This is a genomic window from Burkholderia sp. 9120, assembly GCF_000745015.1.
Lineage (GTDB): Bacteria > Pseudomonadota > Gammaproteobacteria > Burkholderiales > Burkholderiaceae > Paraburkholderia.
The window spans coordinates 1,482,978-1,498,576 of record NZ_JQNA01000002.1 but is presented as its reverse complement, the minus strand read 5'-3'; the positions used below and the strand labels follow the sequence as shown (position 1 = coordinate 1,498,576).

General features: G+C 62.1%; 12 protein-coding genes. 5 read left to right on the top strand and 7 right to left on the bottom strand.

Annotated elements, in window-relative coordinates; translation table 11 throughout:
- Window positions 1–83: 83 nt before the first annotated feature.
- Complete coding sequence (locus tag FA94_RS14950; RefSeq protein WP_035552468.1) at window positions 84–737, bottom strand: YiaD family glycine zipper/OmpA-like lipoprotein; 654 nt, start codon at window positions 735–737, stop codon at window positions 84–86.
- Between the two features lie 344 nt (window positions 738–1,081).
- On the opposite strand from FA94_RS14950, the gene apbC reads away from it, so the two are divergent.
- From apbC to FA94_RS14925, 5 genes are all read left to right on the top strand, one after another.
- Entirely contained in the window at window positions 1,082–2,170 is a 1,089-nt protein-coding gene (gene apbC, locus FA94_RS14945) for an iron-sulfur cluster carrier protein ApbC (protein WP_035552464.1), read from the top strand.
- Between the two features lie 131 nt (window positions 2,171–2,301).
- Window positions 2,302–2,835, top strand: coding sequence for a superoxide dismutase family protein (locus FA94_RS14940; RefSeq protein ID WP_035552461.1), 534 nt, complete (start codon window positions 2,302–2,304; stop codon window positions 2,833–2,835).
- Window positions 2,836–3,051: 216 nt separating this feature from the next.
- Complete coding sequence (dcd, locus tag FA94_RS14935; protein ID WP_035552459.1) at window positions 3,052–3,621, top strand: dCTP deaminase; 570 nt, start codon at window positions 3,052–3,054, stop codon at window positions 3,619–3,621.
- Between the two features lie 87 nt (window positions 3,622–3,708).
- Complete coding sequence (locus FA94_RS14930; RefSeq protein WP_035552457.1) at window positions 3,709–5,994, top strand: arginine/lysine/ornithine decarboxylase; 2,286 nt, start codon at window positions 3,709–3,711, stop codon at window positions 5,992–5,994.
- A 2-nt stretch (window positions 5,995–5,996) separates the two neighbouring features.
- Complete coding sequence (locus FA94_RS14925) at window positions 5,997–6,830, top strand: lysozyme inhibitor LprI family protein (protein ID WP_081935942.1); 834 nt, start codon at window positions 5,997–5,999, stop codon at window positions 6,828–6,830.
- A gap of 125 nt (window positions 6,831–6,955) precedes the next feature.
- On the opposite strand, the gene FA94_RS14920 is transcribed toward FA94_RS14925, so the two are convergent.
- From FA94_RS14920 to zwf, 6 genes are all read right to left on the bottom strand, one after another.
- Entirely contained in the window at window positions 6,956–7,882 is a 927-nt protein-coding gene (locus FA94_RS14920; RefSeq protein WP_035552454.1) for a bestrophin family protein, read from the bottom strand.
- Window positions 7,883–8,047: 165 nt separating this feature from the next.
- Window positions 8,048–9,244, bottom strand: coding sequence for an IS4 family transposase (locus FA94_RS14915; protein ID WP_156126636.1), 1,197 nt, complete (start codon window positions 9,242–9,244; stop codon window positions 8,048–8,050).
- A gap of 722 nt (window positions 9,245–9,966) precedes the next feature.
- Window positions 9,967–10,416 (bottom strand): hypothetical protein, encoded by a 450-nt coding sequence (locus FA94_RS14910; RefSeq protein WP_035552451.1) that lies wholly within the window; start codon window positions 10,414–10,416, stop codon window positions 9,967–9,969.
- Window positions 10,417–11,233: 817 nt separating this feature from the next.
- Complete coding sequence (locus FA94_RS14905; RefSeq protein ID WP_035552449.1) at window positions 11,234–13,150, bottom strand: bifunctional transcriptional regulator/glucokinase; 1,917 nt, start codon at window positions 13,148–13,150, stop codon at window positions 11,234–11,236.
- Window positions 13,128–13,835, bottom strand: a complete 708-nt coding sequence (gene pgl / locus FA94_RS14900; RefSeq protein WP_035552446.1) for a 6-phosphogluconolactonase — start codon at window positions 13,833–13,835, stop codon at window positions 13,128–13,130. Before pgl ends, FA94_RS14905 begins: the two co-directional genes overlap by 23 nt.
- Window positions 13,836–13,889: 54 nt before the next feature.
- Entirely contained in the window at window positions 13,890–15,353 is a 1,464-nt protein-coding gene (zwf, locus tag FA94_RS14895) for a glucose-6-phosphate dehydrogenase (RefSeq protein ID WP_035552445.1), read from the bottom strand.
- Window positions 15,354–15,599: the final 246 nt, after the last annotated feature.

Here is a 15,599-nt window from a genome sequence, read left to right as displayed (position 1 = left end):
GATTCTTCCGCTTTTTACGGTTTGTCACGAGCCGGCGCTCAGATCTCGTTGGCCGGCTCCCACCTTCCTCTTAAGTCAGAGGCTTATTGCGTCGTGTGCTGAGCCGTGGCGCGCAGATAGATTTCCACGCGACGGTTCGCCGCACGGCCGGCTTCGGTGTTGTTGTCGGCGATCGGCTGGTTCTGGCCCATGCCTTGTGCCGACAGGCGCTGCGGCGCCACGCCGCGCTGACCCAGATAACCCGTCACGCTTTGCGCGCGATTGACCGACAGCGTCTGGTTATAAGCCGGCTGACCCGTGCTGTCCGTATAGCCGACCACTTGCGCGATCACTTCCGGGTTCTGCTGCAGCGTCTGCGTCAGCTGGTCCAGCACCGGCGCGAACGACGACTTGATCGCGTAGCTGTTGGTGTCGAACGTGACCGAGCTCGGGATGTTCAGCTTAAGCGAGCCATCCGGCTGTTCGGTGATCTGCGTGCCCGTGCCCTTGGTGGCGCCCGACAGCTTGTTGTGAATGGCTTGCCAGTTGTAACCGGTGACACCGCCCACCGCCGCGCCGACGCCCGCGCCGATCGCGGCGCCCTTGCCGCCGCCGAAGATCGCGCCGATCGCCGCGCCGGTGCCGGCGCCTACGCCCGTGCCGACTGCGGTGTTAGTGCCCTGTTGGGTGGCGCAGCCTGCCAGCAGCGAGCCGGCAACGGCGAAAACGGCCAGGCGAGTCATGATTTTTGCATTCATTTTCGATTCCTCTTGAGTGAAGCGGGTAAAGCAGCGAGTGGCGGCCAATCTAGGAGCTGACCGTTCCAGTAATTCAGTAAAGCAGACGGATCGAAAGACGGGAAATTCCGGCTCTTTCACCGCCCCGGTCCGACAGTGAAGCAGGGTCTTCAGGCACGGCCCGGCGCGAGCCACTACAATAATGGCAGACGTACACGGCGATGCGGCCCCATGGCGTTTCGCCTGCCCGAAGCGTGCCCGGCACGTCTGGTTTTCGCAATGCCGTCTAACAATTTCTTTCAAATTCCGGCGCGTGGCCGAGACTTCGATTCCGCCGCGCCGCAGGTGTTCCCCACGGAGTGTCAATGAGTATCGATCGGGCTATGGTCGACGCTGCCCTCGCAGCCGTCACTGACCCCAACACCGGCCGGCCGTACGCGGCGGCCAAGAACATCAAAAACGTCGCCGTGCAGGATGACACGGTTAGCCTCCAGGTGGTACTCGGCTATCCGGCCAGGCGCCAGTTCGAGGCGATCCGCGCGCAGTTCGGCGCGGCGCTGCAAGCCGTGCCGGGTGTGGCGAACGCGCGCGTCGAGGTGAGCCAGGACGTCGCCGCGCACACCGTACAGCGCGGCGTGAAACTCTTGCCGAACGTTAAAAACATCGTCGCGGTGGCGTCGGGCAAGGGCGGCGTCGGCAAGAGCACGACCGCCGTGAACCTCGCGCTGGCGCTGGCGAGCGAAGGCGCCTCGGTCGGCATCCTCGACGCGGACATCTACGGCCCTTCGCTGCCCATGATGCTGGGCATCGAAGGCCGGCCCGAGTCGCCCGACGAGAAGTCGATGAACCCCATGACCGGCCACGGCCTGCAAGCCAATTCGATCGGTTTTCTGATCGAGCAGGACAACCCGATGGTGTGGCGCGGCCCGATGGCCACGTCGGCGCTTGAACAGTTGCTGCGGCAGACCAACTGGCACGACCTCGACTACCTGATCGTCGACATGCCGCCGGGCACCGGCGACATTCAGCTGACGCTGTCACAACGCGTGCCGGTGACCGGCGCGGTGATCGTCACGACGCCGCAGGACATCGCGCTGCTCGACGCGAAGAAGGGCCTCAAGATGTTCGAGAAGGTCGGCATTCCGATTCTCGGTATCGTCGAGAACATGGGTATGCATATCTGCTCGAATTGCGGGCACGAAGAGCATATCTTCGGCGCCGGTGGCGGCGAGCGGATGGGCAAGGAATATGGCGTCGAGGTGCTCGGCAGCTTGCCGCTCGACATCGCGATCCGCGAGCAGGCCGACTCGGGTAAGCCGACTGTCGTGGCGGACCCGGACGGGCGTATCGCGGAGATCTACCGGTCGATCGCGCGCAAGGTCGCGGTCCATATCGCCGAGCGCGCGCGCGACATGACGTCGAAGTTTCCCAGCATCGTCGTGCAGAACACCTGAGCGGCCCCTGGCCAAAGGGCTTATGCAGGGCGCAAGGGGGCTATTTGCGCCGGGTCTCGCGGTATCATGTCGGCTTCACAAGTTCGGCTCAGCGGCCGCAGGGGCGGCCGCCTGGCCGGCAAGAGGATCGCATGGGAAAACGAATCGACGGGCACGCGGTACATGCGTTCATCGTCCTGGCTGCCGGCAGCGTGCTGCTGTGCGGCTGCAGCACGTTCCTGAGACCACAGGAAAAGCGCGCCGACGCGCAGTTGCTGCCCACCGTGGGCAACCAGGCGCGCGGCCTCGTCACGTTCATCGAGCGGTCGGACGGCGTGCAAGTGACCTACAACCTTGCGGGCATGCCGCCCAATAGCGACCACGCGTTGCAGGTTCACGAGCGCGGCGACTGCAATGCCGCCGACGGCTCCAGCGCGGGTGAAGTGTTCTCGCCGGCCGCCGAGCGTCTGAAAGCGGGCGCGCGGGTGGAAGGCGACCTCGGCAATATTCATGCGGATTCGAACGGCGTGGCCACCGGTTTCATCGTCGCGCCAGATGTGTCGCTGGACGGCATCCGCTCGGTGTTGCAACGCGCGGTCGTGCTGCATCGCGACCCGAGCGATTCGTACGCGTATCCGCCGCATGGCGCGGGCCCCGCGCTCGCTTGCGGGTTGATTCGTCAGTAATTGGCGGCGCCGCCCGAGGGCGCTCCATAGGGCGCGGCCGAACAGCCCGGCTGGCCGGCCAGCCGTCTAGAGGCGCGCGTCGGGTCGATCTCAGCCCCTACCCGCGGCAGCATTCTCACGATCGCGTAAAATAAGCGCCTTTCGTCGGCGGATCCCGGTCCCAACCGGGTTGTTATCCGTCACACCTCTGTCATTCACGTCGAGCAGCGTTCACCTATGACCATCAAATCCGACAAGTGGATCCGCCGCATGGCCGCGTCGACCAATATGATCGAGCCGTTCGCGCCCGATCAGGTGCGCGTCTCCGAAGACGGCCGGAAGATCGTCAGCTACGGCACGTCGAGCTACGGCTACGACATTCGCTGCGCCGACGAATTCAAGATCTTCACCAATATCAACTCGACCATCGTCGATCCGAAGAACTTCGACGAGAAGTCGTTTGTCGACTTCAAGGGCGACGTCTGCATCATCCCGCCGAATTCGTTCGCGCTGGCCCGCACGGTCGAGTATTTCCGCATTCCGCGCAGCGTCCTGACCGTGTGTCTGGGTAAGTCCACGTATGCGCGTTGCGGGATCATCGTCAACGTGACGCCGTTCGAGCCGGAATGGGAAGGGCACGTCACGCTGGAATTCTCGAATACGACACCTTTGCCTGCGAAAATCTACGCGAACGAAGGCGTCGCCCAGGTGCTGTTTTTCGAAAGCGACGAGATTTGTGAAACGTCGTACGCGGATCGCGGCGGCAAATATCAAGGTCAGCACGGCGTCACGTTGCCCAGGACCTGACGCCGGCAGCGTATTGACTCACCAGCTACACCGGGTGACCGCTGCTATTTACAGAATGCAGCGGTCGTTCTTTTTGGAGAATCGCCCATGAAGTTTCGTTTTCCCGTCGTCATCATCGACGAAGATTTTCGCTCCGAGAATATCTCGGGTTCCGGCATCCGGGCTTTGGCCGAAGCCATCGAAAAAGAAGGCGCGGAAGTCCTCGGGTTGACGAGCTACGGCGATCTGACTTCGTTCGCGCAGCAATCGAGCCGCGCGTCGTGCTTCATCCTGTCGATCGACGACGACGAACTGCTGCCGTACGTCGATAACGTGGTGGTGGAAGGCGAGACGCCCGAACTGGCCGCCGCGATCGTCGCGCTGCGCGCGTTCGTGACCGAAGTGCGCCGCCGCAACGCGGACATTCCAATCTTCCTGTACGGCGAAACGCGTACGTCGCGGCACTTGCCGAACGATATCCTGCGCGAACTGCACGGCTTCATCCACATGTTCGAGGACACGCCGGAGTTCGTCGCGCGCCATATCATCCGCGAAACCAAGGTGTATCTGGACTCGCTCGCGCCGCCGTTCTTCAAGGAACTGGTGCAGTACGCGGATGAAGGTTCGTATTCGTGGCACTGCCCGGGGCACTCGGGCGGCGTGGCGTTTCTGAAGAGCCCGCTCGGCCAGATGTTCCACCAGTTTTTCGGCGAAAACATGCTGCGTGCCGACGTGTGTAACGCCGTCGACGAGCTCGGTCAGCTGCTCGACCACACCGGTCCGGTGGCGGCCTCCGAGCGCAACGCCGCGCGCATTTTCAGCGCCGACCACGTGTTCTTCGTGACCAACGGCACGTCCACGTCGAACAAGATCGTCTGGCACGGCACGGTCGCGCCGGGCGACATCGTGCTGGTGGACCGCAACTGCCACAAGTCGATCCTGCACGCGATCACGATGACCGGCTCGATTCCTGTGTTCCTGACGCCGACGCGCAATAACTTCGGCATCATCGGTCCGATTCCGCGCAGCGAGTTCGAGCCGGAAAACATCCGCCGGAAGATCGAAGCGAACCCGTTCGCCCGTGAAGCGCTGGCGAAGAATCCGGGTCTCAAGCCGCGCATTCTGACCATCACGCAGAGCACTTACGACGGCGTGATCTACAACGTCGAGATGATCAAGGAAATGCTCGGCGACTGGCTCGATACGCTGCACTTCGACGAAGCCTGGCTGCCGCACGCGGAATTCCACGAGTTCTATCAGGACATGCACGCGATCGGCGCGGGTCGTCCGCGGATCGGCGCGCTGGTGTTCGCCACGCACTCCACGCACAAACTGCTGGCCGGCATTTCGCAAGCGTCGCAGATCGTCGTGCAGGATTCGAAGAACAGCCGCTTCGACAAGCATCGCTTCAACGAAGCGTACTTGATGCACACGTCGACCAGCCCGCAGTACGCGATCATCGCCTCGTGCGACGTGGCCGCTGCCATGATGGAAGCGCCGGGCGGTCCCGCGCTGGTGGAAGAATCGATCGCCGAAGCGCTCGATTTCCGCCGCGCGATGATCAAGGTCGACACCGAATACGGCGACGACTGGTTCTTCAAGGTGTGGGGCCCGGAACAGTTCGCCGAAGAAGGTATCGGCTCGCGCGAAGACTGGGTGCTGCGTCCGAACGAAGCGTGGCACGGTTTCGGCCCGTTGGCCGAAGGCTTCAACATGCTCGACCCGATCAAGGCGACCATCGTCACGCCGGGTCTGGACATGGACGGCGGCTTCGGCGAGACCGGCATTCCGGCCGCGATCGTCACGAAGTACCTGGCCGAGCACGGCATCATCGTCGAGAAGACCGGGCTGTATTCGTTCTTCATCATGTTCACGATCGGCATCACGAAGGGCCGCTGGAACTCGATGGTCACCGAACTGCAACAGTTCAAGGACGACTACGACAACAACCAGCCGCTGTGGCGCGTGCTGCCCGAGTTCGTCGCGCATCACCCGATGTACGAGCGCGTCGGTCTGCGCGATCTGTGCCAGCAGATCCACGGCGTCTACCGTGCCAACGACATTGCGCGTCTGACAACCGAGATGTACCTGTCGAGCATGGAACCGGCGATGAAGCCGTCCGACGCGTTCGCCAAGCTCGCGCACCGCGAGATCGACCGGGTACCGATCGACGAACTCGAAGGCCGCGTCACGTCGATTCTGTTGACGCCGTATCCGCCGGGCATTCCGCTGCTGATTCCGGGCGAGCGCTTCAACAAGACCATCGTTAACTATCTGCGGTTCGCGCGCGAGTTCAACGAGCGCTTCCCGGGGTTCCATACGGATATCCACGGGTTGGTGGGCGAAACGATCAACGGGCGCATCGAGTACTTCGTCGATTGCGTGCGCGGTTGAGGATGCGGAAGAAGGTGGTCGAGGTGGTCGAGGTGGTCGGCGGCGGCGACGCGATTGGGTCGCCGCGCGGCGGATGGCGGCGTGCGGTTGCGGCGCTGTCGTTGTCGCTGCCGTTGCCGATTGCGTTGACTTCGGCGTTGACGTCGACGTTGACCTCGGCGCTGGCCGCGGCCACTTTGTTCGCCGCGTTGTTGGGCGCTGCGCCTTTGTTGGCACATGCCGAAGTCGCCGCCGCCGATCCGATCGATGCGTCGATGCGCGCGTGTCTGGCGCGCAGCGACATGTCGTCGACGACCGGGCAGGTGCAGTGCATGGACAATGCGCGGATCGGCTGGAAGACCGCGCTCGACAACGCGTGGCAGCAGCTTCAGCCGAAGTTGCCGGCCGCGCGTCGCAAGCAGTGGGAAAAGAGCCAGGCAAGCTGGCTCGCTTCACGCGACGCCGAGAAACAATTGCTCGCCGCCGTATTCGCGACGACGCAAGGCTCGATGTACATACTGGCCGAAGCGGATATGCAGTTGCAGCCGGTGCGTGATCGCGCGCAGGCGCTACGCAGCGCGGTGGCTAACGCCGGCAGCGTTCCGCCGGCGCGGTTGCGGGCGTGCCGATCGGACGCGCAATGCGAACACGCTACATTCGATCTGAACCGCTATTACCGTCGTTTGCAGGCCAAGATGCCCGCGCGTTCACGGCCGACGCTGGTGCGCGCGCAACGCGCGTGGAATGCGTATCTGGATGCCACGACGCCGTTGCTCGACGAGCGTGGGCGGATCGATATCATCGGGGCGCGGGTGGCGACGCTTAAGCGGTTGTCGGAGACGGTGGGGAATAGCTGAGCGTTTTGTTGAGCGTAGGCCGGGCGCGTCACGCGGCGTGCAACGCGCCCAATGCGAATCTCGCGCTGGACACCGTATTCGCCGACGTGGACCGCGCTCAGTGTTCAGTGCCTCGTGCGAATCGATCAATCTAGCGCGTAGTCTTCGGGTTGTGGCTTGGGCATCGGCAGAGACGCTTCGCCTAGCAGATCGCGTGTGGCGTCTTCGATCGTCGCGGACATCGCGTTGAGTGCGAGGTCGTTGTCGTCGGTGCCGAAGGGTTCTTCGATTTGCGATGCGATGGCTTCGTGCGCCATGAAGGTGTACGCGACGAACACCGCGAACACCGGCGTGAAGATGCCGATGCTGTCGACCAGACCGAACGGCAGCGACGCGCAGAAGAAATAGACCGTGCGGTGAATCATCACCGAGTAGGCGAACGGCAGTGGCGTCGAGGCGATGCGCTCGCATCCGCCGATTACATCAGAGAGTCCATTCAGATTTCGATCGAAGGCGATCACGGCCATCGGGTCGATAGCGCCTGCGCGCGCCTGGCGGTGAACCCATTCGCCGAGGTAAAGCATCAGGGTTGCGGGTTTGTAGCGCGACACTATGACGCGGTCGAAGAGGGCTTGTGGCAGGCGTGCGGCGAGGTCTTCGGTTGGGTCGCTCCTGCGGAGTTGGTGGCGCAGTGCGTGCGGGAGGGCGCTTAGGGCGGCGAAAAATTCCTGCGTGTCTTCTTTTGGGAGTTGTTGGGTTGGCAGGGTGAGGACTTCGCGGGTTAGCGAGCGTGACTCGTTCAGCAGTTGGCCCCACAGCTTGCGCGCCTCCCACCAGCGGTCGTAGCTGGCGTTGTTGCGGAAGCCTAGAAATACCGCGAGGGCTATGCCTATCAGCGAGAAGGGGGCGGTGGTGTTCAGGTTCAATGTCACCGGGAGCAGGTGGTCGTGCGCTGCTACTGCGATGATTGAAATGCAGAAGATCAGGAATAGGCGGGGGAGTAGTCGCGGGAGGACCGAGCCTCGCCAGGCCAGCAGCATTCGGAACCAGTGGAGGTGGGGGCGGATGATCATCAGGGGCTCGGTTTTGCCTTCGGCGATGGGGGTTTGATTTTATCGCTTTCGGGTGGGCTGGCTTGAGGGTTGTGGTCCTTGGGTGTTGGCCTTTCCTTGTGGTCATGGTGGTCTATTAGCGTTGCCCCTGTGCGGGGCAATGCTCTCAACTTAAGCCCCACTGCATCAAGCGAGTTTGTACGCGAGATGGAAGTGGGGCTTGGCTTTTCTTGGTGGTCTTGGATAAGAGCGTGACGGCTGTACCCGGCATCGGGTCAGGCGGATCACGTCCAGCACACCGGCGAGGCGGTCCAGGCAGTGTCGGACACGCAGCAGGCACCCGCCGAGGATCGGCTTGAGTGCGCCCAGTGCGTACACCCGATTAGGCCGGCTGGCGTGCCCGTCATCGTGCGGCGCATCAAGCTCGCTGAGCAATGTGCAAAGATTGTCAGCGAGGATTTTTGCGCCGAAGTCCTGCTGCAATGCCAGGTAATCGAGGCCCGTGACGGCTTCCAGTCGCAGCCGGTGTTTCAGGCGTTTGAACGCTTCTTCGACGCGCCAGCGCTGATGATAGAGCGCGCCGAACGATGCAGCCGGGTAACGCTCGCTGTCCAGCAGCGAGGTCATCAGCACACGCACTCGACCGCTTGGGGTGACGTCCCGGATCAGGCGTACGGTAGTCGGCCTGCGCATCAGTTCATAGTCGCGGGCATCCTGCTCGCCAGGCGCTTCCAGTGTCACCACATGCTCGGTTTTACCGCTGCGGGCAAAGGCGGTGACGCACTTCCAGTTACGTGCGTCGACGCGCATGCAGAACTCAATATCGCGCTGTGCCAGCGCCGCCACCATCGTGTTGCCGATGTAGCCGCGATCGAGCAGCAGCAGATCGGTACGCGGCTGCAGCACGTCCAGCGCTTCGAACAGCATCTGCCGCTCGGCGCCGTCGGCGGGATGAAGCGCCGCGTGCAGGGTCAGCTCGGAGCCCGGCAGAAACAGTGCAAACGCGTAGTGATCGGCGCGCAGTTCATGGCCGCGACGCGTGCCCACGCGCAGGCGGCTGCCGTCAGCGGCGACCAGCCTCAGGCCGTGCCAGCGCATCGAATCGATATGGGGTTGAGCCAGCGAAATCAGGCGGGCGCGGGCCAGTTCGAACAGGTCGGCCGACAGTCCGCGTCGGGCCTTGCTGAACGCCTGCGCACTGACGGCGCGGCTGCGTGCGCCGTGCTCACCCAGTGCGCCAAACAGCGCGTCGAGCTCGGTCTGCACGCTGGCACACATGCCCGACATCATCAGCGCGGCCATGCGCGGCAAGGTCAGTGTGCGATTGCGGGTAAAGGCGGTGGGAGAACGACGCACGCGATCGGCGAGCGCCGGATCGAGCAGGAAATCGGAGAACTCAGCCAGAAGCCGCGAGGACGCTGGTATTTGAGTTCATATCGTTGATTTATCAGTGAGTTATGTGATGAAGTTTACAGGGGCAATGCCTCGTTTACAAGCACTTTGGGGCTTAAGTTGAGAGCATTGCTGTGCGGGGCGGCACTGACTTCTCTTTGCCGCGGCAAAGAGAAGTCAGCAAGAGAAAGCCGCTCACACCGCTAATTCTTAAGCGGGGCCCTCGCGCAGCCACGGTAGTGGGGCATCTGGAATCTGGGTTCTCGCGCATTTCGCGTCTGTGGCACAGCAGTCATTCTTCCGGCGGCGCTTCGCGCGCCGCGGCGGTCGTTCACGCACTCCCCTGCTAAGCGGGGTCCTCGCGCTGCGCGCTCGCCGGAATGGTCGGCGTTGAAGTCGGGGGTTGGGAGCTCGCGCCGCGAGGGCCGTCGGCTTCGTCTCGCCTCCGCGAGGTGCCGCACACCACGCGTGATTTCTTGTCGTGCTGAGCGGGAATTGCAATTTGTCGTGCGTGCGGAACATGCCTGCGTTTTCAAATTCGCCTGTTGCGCAGGGCAACGAATTAGCGTTGTTGAGGCCGTGCTGCGTTGATCCGAAAATAGTAAAAGCACATTCGGCGACTCGGGCATCCAATGCGGGATGCCCGGTCTTGCTTTCGAGTGCAGGTCATGGTCGCGTCTGTTCTATCGCGGCAAAGTGGCCGTGAGTTCGTGTCAGTGCGTCACGGCCGTCCGTCGTGAGGATGATTTGGAGCGAGCTCGCCTGGTCGGCATCGAACCGCTTGCGCAGTCAGTCTCGTTGCTCTTCGACGCTTCCTGTTTCCCTGTCAAAAGCTCTGCCGCGTGACGCGCTGTGAGTTGCATTTGAGGAACGCCCTTCGCATCCAGCGCGATGATGCCGTACAACTCCCGATCGGCCTCGGCCTCCAGCCGGTAGTCTTCGCCGGTTTCGACCCACAGCCCCAGTAGCGTTCGCTGCCGCGTTCTTTCACCAAGCGTTATCGCGGGGTTCTGGTAAATCGACGTCGCAAGCGTCAGTAGTTTGTCCAACTGCGCTGTGTACCGTTCAATGAGTCCGAATGTGGATAGTGCAAGTTTCTCGTACTGAATGGCATCGACAGAAGGGCGCGGGGCGCGTCGAGAATTCTTGGGGGATTTACTCATATGCGATCTCCAGATGCTGACTCGGATCGCCCGACACGCGTTCGAAAATACAGGGTGAGCGGGCACATTGCCGGGTTTCGCAGACCGGTGCGCGATACCAAGAACCGGCGAGCCGTGAGGCTCCCCCGCCAAGGCCCGCCCATAGAAAAAGGACGTTCAGAAGCGACCGCACTGCTGCGTGCGGTGGCTCGCGCTTCACAGGCTGCGACACCCGTTTGTCGTGACGTGCACGACAAAACGAGTCTAAAACCAGCAGCGCGGCAAGTGATCACCCGGGCAGGCTAAATAGCGCGCGAATGCCCCTCTTCTGAAATTTCCCAACGAGCGTGTCAGAAACACAAGTAATTAGTGATGCGGAGCAGATTTGCGCTGTCCATACTGCGTTGGCTACTTGATGCTGAGTTGAAATACGTCGTGGGCATGGCGGTGCGACTCGTTGATATCGAGCTGATCTTCGTCGTTCAGGGGCCGGCGCGAGCCCGGCGAGCGCGCAGCGCGAGGAGCCAGCTTAGCCGCTGCCGTGGGTGAACGACCGCTGCGGCGCGCGCAGCGCCGCCGGAAGAATGACTGCTGTGTCACGAACGCGGAGTGTGCGAGAACCCAGATTCCAGATGCACCACTACCGGAACTGCGCGAGGGCCCCACTTAAGAATTAGCGGTGTGAGCGGCTTTCTCTTGCTGACTTCTCTTTGCCGCGGCAAAGAGAAGTTAGTGCCGCCCCGCACAGGGGGATCGCTAATAGACCACTACCAAATCAAGGAAAGGCCAACACCGAAAGCAACCCACTCTGCCGCCGCCAAAGGCCCAACCCCTAACCTCAATCCCGAGCCGAAGAAGCCGCCCCATGACTCAACCAATCGAGCACAGCGGAAGCATCATCATCAGCCCCTTGCCGGGCCTTAGCCACAGTCTCAGCCACATCAGCCGAAGGCACAGCCCGCCGAATAGCCACCCCAACAGCCAAAATATCAATCATGACCAGATGCAAAATCCGCGAAATCATCGACAACTGCGACTCACGAATCTCGATATGATCGGTCTCCAAAGCAACAGTAGCCCGCTTAGCCAAAGGCGTATTACTCGAGGTAATAGCAATCACCTTAGCCCCAGCCTGCATCGCAACATCCAGCACGCGCAGCAACTCAGGCGCCCGTCCAGACTTGGACACAGCAACAATCACATCCCCCTTCCCAAGCAGAGCAGCCGAAGCCGCCTGCATATAAAGATCCCCATAGGCAATGGTAGGAATCCCAAACCGGAAAAACTTGTAATGGGCATCCTGCGCGACGATATTCGAATTCCCGAGCCCATAAAACTCAATCCTTCGAGCCCCGTTCAACAGATCGATAGCCCGCTCGACATGCTCGAAATTCAGATGCTCGCGCAACTGCAAAATCGCCGACACGGTGTTATCCAGCACTTTCGCACCGAAGTCCGTCGCCGTATCGCCGAGATGCACCTGGCTATGACTCACCGGAATCGTCCCGGTCAACCCCGTCGCCAGTTTCAGCTTGAAATCGGACAACCCCTGGCACCCAAGCGACCGGCAAAAGCGAATCACCGTCGGCTGACTCACGTCCGCCTTACGCGCGATATCCACAATCGGATCGTTGATGATCGAGCGCGGATGATTCAACGCCAGATCCGCCACGCGCCGCTCAGCGGGCGTCAACGCATCGCGCATCTGCCGGATCCGCTCGAACACCGCCGATGAACTCCCGCCCGCGCGATTCGACAACTGCTCGGCCAGAATCGCCGACACGCCGAGAAACGCCGGATACTCAGCGGTAATCACATACGTCGGCACGTTCTGCAAATACGCCTCGAAGCGACCCTTCGCCTCGAACCGCTTGCGAAACGACGACTTCGCGAAAAATTCGCCCAGCCGCGGCACGACGCCACCACCAATATAAATGCCGCCCAACGCACCGAGCGTCACCGCGATATTGCCGGCAAACGTGCCGAGAATGCCGCAGAACACATCGACGGATTCCGCCGCGAGCGGCTCGCCTTCCAGCGCGCGCTTGACGATTTCGACCGTGTCGACATTCGCCGCCACACGCTTCTTGTCGCGGCCCGCGAGCGCGCGATAAATCACTTCGATGCCGGGACCCGCAGCCACCCGTTCGAACGACACGTGTGGCCACTTTTTGCGCGCGTACTGCAGCACGATGTCTTCAGTTTCGTCGGCCGGCGCGAAGGTGGCGTGACCGCCTTCGCTGCCTAGCGCGATCCAGCGGTCGTCGGCGGGAATCAGGCCGGACACGCCCATGCCGGTGCCCGGGCCCAACAAACCGATCACGCTATTCGGCCGGCGCGAGCCGCCGCCAACCTGCACGCGTTGCTGGTCGGTGAGGCCCGGCAGCGCCATCGCCAGCGCCGTGAAATCGTTCACTACGAGCAGCGTGTCGAAGCCGAGCGCGCGGCGCGTGGCTTCGATCGAAAAGCTCCAGTCGTGATTGGTCATGCTCACCTGATCGCCGTCGACCGGGTTCGCAATCGCGATCGCCGCGTGATTCACGCGGCCGATCCTGACGTCCTTCAGATACTTCTTGATAACTTCGGCAACGCCCGGATAGTCCGCACACGGATACACGTGCACCGAGCCGATTTCGCCCGGTGAGTTTTCCAGCGCGAAGCGCGCATTGGTGCCGCCGATGTCGGCCAGCAGCCTCGGTCCATCGGCGTGCTGGCCCGCGCCCGGAACAGCCTTAGTTTGCACACCAGTAGACATCGAGTCTCACTCCCTTGTCGTTTGCCAACTGCGAGATGGCATTTTTTTGTAGCGAAGCGGACGCGGCGTTCAGCACGTCCATCTTGCGCGGTCCTGCGATCAGCAAAAACAGATGCTTCACTTCTTTCAACGCGGACAGCGACCAGCTCACGCGCGCATGCGGCGCGCTGCCGGGATGCACGGCGACGAAGCGCTCGGTCGTGGTGATCGCGTGATCCCATTCGGGCGAGTCGGCGAAGATCGACGCCGTATGGCCGTCTTCACCCATGCCGAGAATCGCGACGTCCGGCACCACGCTAAAGCGCGGGTCGGCATTCAGCGCGGCAACGTGCGCGTTCAGCTCTTGCGTGCTGTCGACCAGCGGCCAGAACGCGGCGTTTTTCGCGGCGTTCTGCAACAGCGTGTCGTGCGCCAGTTGCGAGTTGCTCGCGCTGTCCGTTTCCGGCACCCAGCGGTCGTCGACCAGCGTCACGGCAATGCGCGCCCAGTCGAAAGATTGCGTGGACAAAGTTTGCAGGAACGGACGCGGACTGCTGCCGCCGGACACTGCAAGCATGGCCGGGCGCACACCGCTTTGGGATGTGGCCGCCTGAGCGGCGAGCGACGCTTGTAATGCGTCGCCGACCGCTTTCGCCAACGCGTCGGATTGGGCGCGTTGATCGTCGAAAGCGTGAAGCTGGATCACTTCTCCTCCGTGCTGCTTTTTTGTTGGATCAGCGGGAAGGTCCCGCGTGTCAGTTCAATTCTCTTCTTCGAGCCAGCAGGTGCCGTGCTGCGCAAGCATCGCGCTCGAGGCGGCCGGTCCCCACGTACCCGATGCATACGGTTTCGGCGGCTTGATCGACGCCTTCCATTCGTTCAGGATCGGTTCGACCCAACGCCATGCGGCTTCCTGCTCGTCGCGCCGCACAAACAGCGCGAGGCGGCCGTTGATCACGTCGAGCAACAGGCGTTGATACGCTTCCATTTGCCCTTCGCGGAAGAACTGGTCGAATGCGAGGTCGAGGTGCACGCTGGCGAGGTTCATGCCTTCGCCCGGCTGCTTCGCGAGACAGTAGAGGCGAATGGTTTCGTTCGGCTGCAGACGGATCACCAGACGGTTCGCGCCGGCACGCAACGCCGAGGCGCCGAGCGCCGAATGCGGCACCGCACGAAAATTCACCACGATCTCGGCGACGCGATCGGCCAGCCGTTTGCCGGTGCGCAGGAAAAACGGCACGCCGGCCCAACGCCAGTTCTCGATCTCGACCTTCAGCGCGACGAAGGTTTCGGTGCTGCTGTCCGGCTTCACGCCGGGTTCGGTGGCGTAGGCCGGCACCGCATTGCCGCGGATCACGCCCGAATGATACTGGCCGCGCACGGCAACCTTGCCGATATCGCGCGGATCGATCGGTTTCAACGCCCGCAGCACGCGCAGCTTTTCATCGCGCACTGAGTCCGAATCCATGGAATGCGGCGGTTCCATCGCGACGATGGAAAGCAGTTGCAGCAAATGGTTCTGCACCATGTCGCGCAACGCGCCGGTGTTGTCGTAGAAGTCGCCGCGCGCTTCCACGCCGAGTTCTTCGGCAATCGTGATCTGGATGCTCTCGACCCACTCGCGGCGCCACAGCGGCTCGAACAACGCATTGCCGAAGCGCAGCGCCAGCAGGTTCTGCACCGGTTCCTTGCCGAGGTAGTGGTCGATCCGGTAGATCTGTTCTTCGGTGAAGATTTCGCCGACCGCATCGTTAATGGCATTCGACGACTTCAGGTCGTAGCCGAGCGGCTTTTCCAGCACGATGCGCGCATTTTCATTCAGCCCCACCGACGCGAGCGCGCGGCAGATCGGCACGAACAGCGACGGCCCCGTGGCCAGATAGAACACGCGGATACCGGGCAAACCCTCGATCACCTCGCGTAACTGCACGAAGTCTTCCGCCTGGCTCAGGTCGATGTTGATGAACTCGATGCGCGCGAGAAAGCTCGCCCACGCCGTTTCGTCCACCCCGTTCTTCGACACATGCGATTTGACGTGCTCGTTCACCCACTGGATGTACTCCGCGCGATCCGAAGCATGCCGCGCCACCGCGACGATCTTGCCGCTATCCGCAAGCATGCCGCCCGCACGGTGTGCTTCAAACAGTGCCGGCAGGATCTTGCGCATCGACAGATCGCCGGTTCCGCCGAAGAGAACGAAGGTGAAGCTTGAGTCGGTTTGCATGAGTCTCCGTCGATGTCCTGGGGCCGCCGGGATGACCGGAAAGGGCGACCGTAGTCCGATAAAATATTTTTTGACACTGAATTGTAGTTTAACTACAATCCAAATCAAGAGGTAGCGCTAATTCGATGAAAAAAGCGTGCGCTGGCAGGCAAGATGCGCGTTTTCCCGAATCGGCAGGCGCTCCCTGCATGTTAACGGACATTGCCTTTCGGCACGTGTCAGCACGGCCCGGCGAGCCTTAGGGAA

What these genes read in the sequence shown, in the direction of transcription:
- FA94_RS14905 (WP_035552449.1), bottom strand. Translation starts at nt 13,150, where the DNA reads ATGTCTACTGGTGTGCAAACTAAGGCTGTTCCGGGCGCGGGCCAGCAC.
- FA94_RS14910 (WP_035552451.1), bottom strand. Translation starts at nt 10,416, where the DNA reads ATGAGTAAATCCCCCAAGAATTCTCGACGCGCCCCGCGCCCTTCTGTC.
- FA94_RS14940 (WP_035552461.1), top strand. Translation starts at nt 2,302, where the DNA reads ATGGGAAAACGAATCGACGGGCACGCGGTACATGCGTTCATCGTCCTG.
- FA94_RS14950 (WP_035552468.1), bottom strand. Translation starts at nt 737, where the DNA reads ATGAATGCAAAAATCATGACTCGCCTGGCCGTTTTCGCCGTTGCCGGC.
- FA94_RS14930 (WP_035552457.1), top strand. Translation starts at nt 3,709, where the DNA reads ATGAAGTTTCGTTTTCCCGTCGTCATCATCGACGAAGATTTTCGCTCC.
- apbC (WP_035552464.1), top strand. Translation starts at nt 1,082, where the DNA reads ATGAGTATCGATCGGGCTATGGTCGACGCTGCCCTCGCAGCCGTCACT.
- zwf (WP_035552445.1), bottom strand. Translation starts at nt 15,353, where the DNA reads ATGCAAACCGACTCAAGCTTCACCTTCGTTCTCTTCGGCGGAACCGGC.
- dcd (WP_035552459.1), top strand. Translation starts at nt 3,052, where the DNA reads ATGACCATCAAATCCGACAAGTGGATCCGCCGCATGGCCGCGTCGACC.
- FA94_RS14920 (WP_035552454.1), bottom strand. Translation starts at nt 7,882, where the DNA reads ATGATCATCCGCCCCCACCTCCACTGGTTCCGAATGCTGCTGGCCTGG.
- FA94_RS14925 (WP_081935942.1), top strand. Translation starts at nt 5,997, where the DNA reads ATGCGGAAGAAGGTGGTCGAGGTGGTCGAGGTGGTCGGCGGCGGCGAC.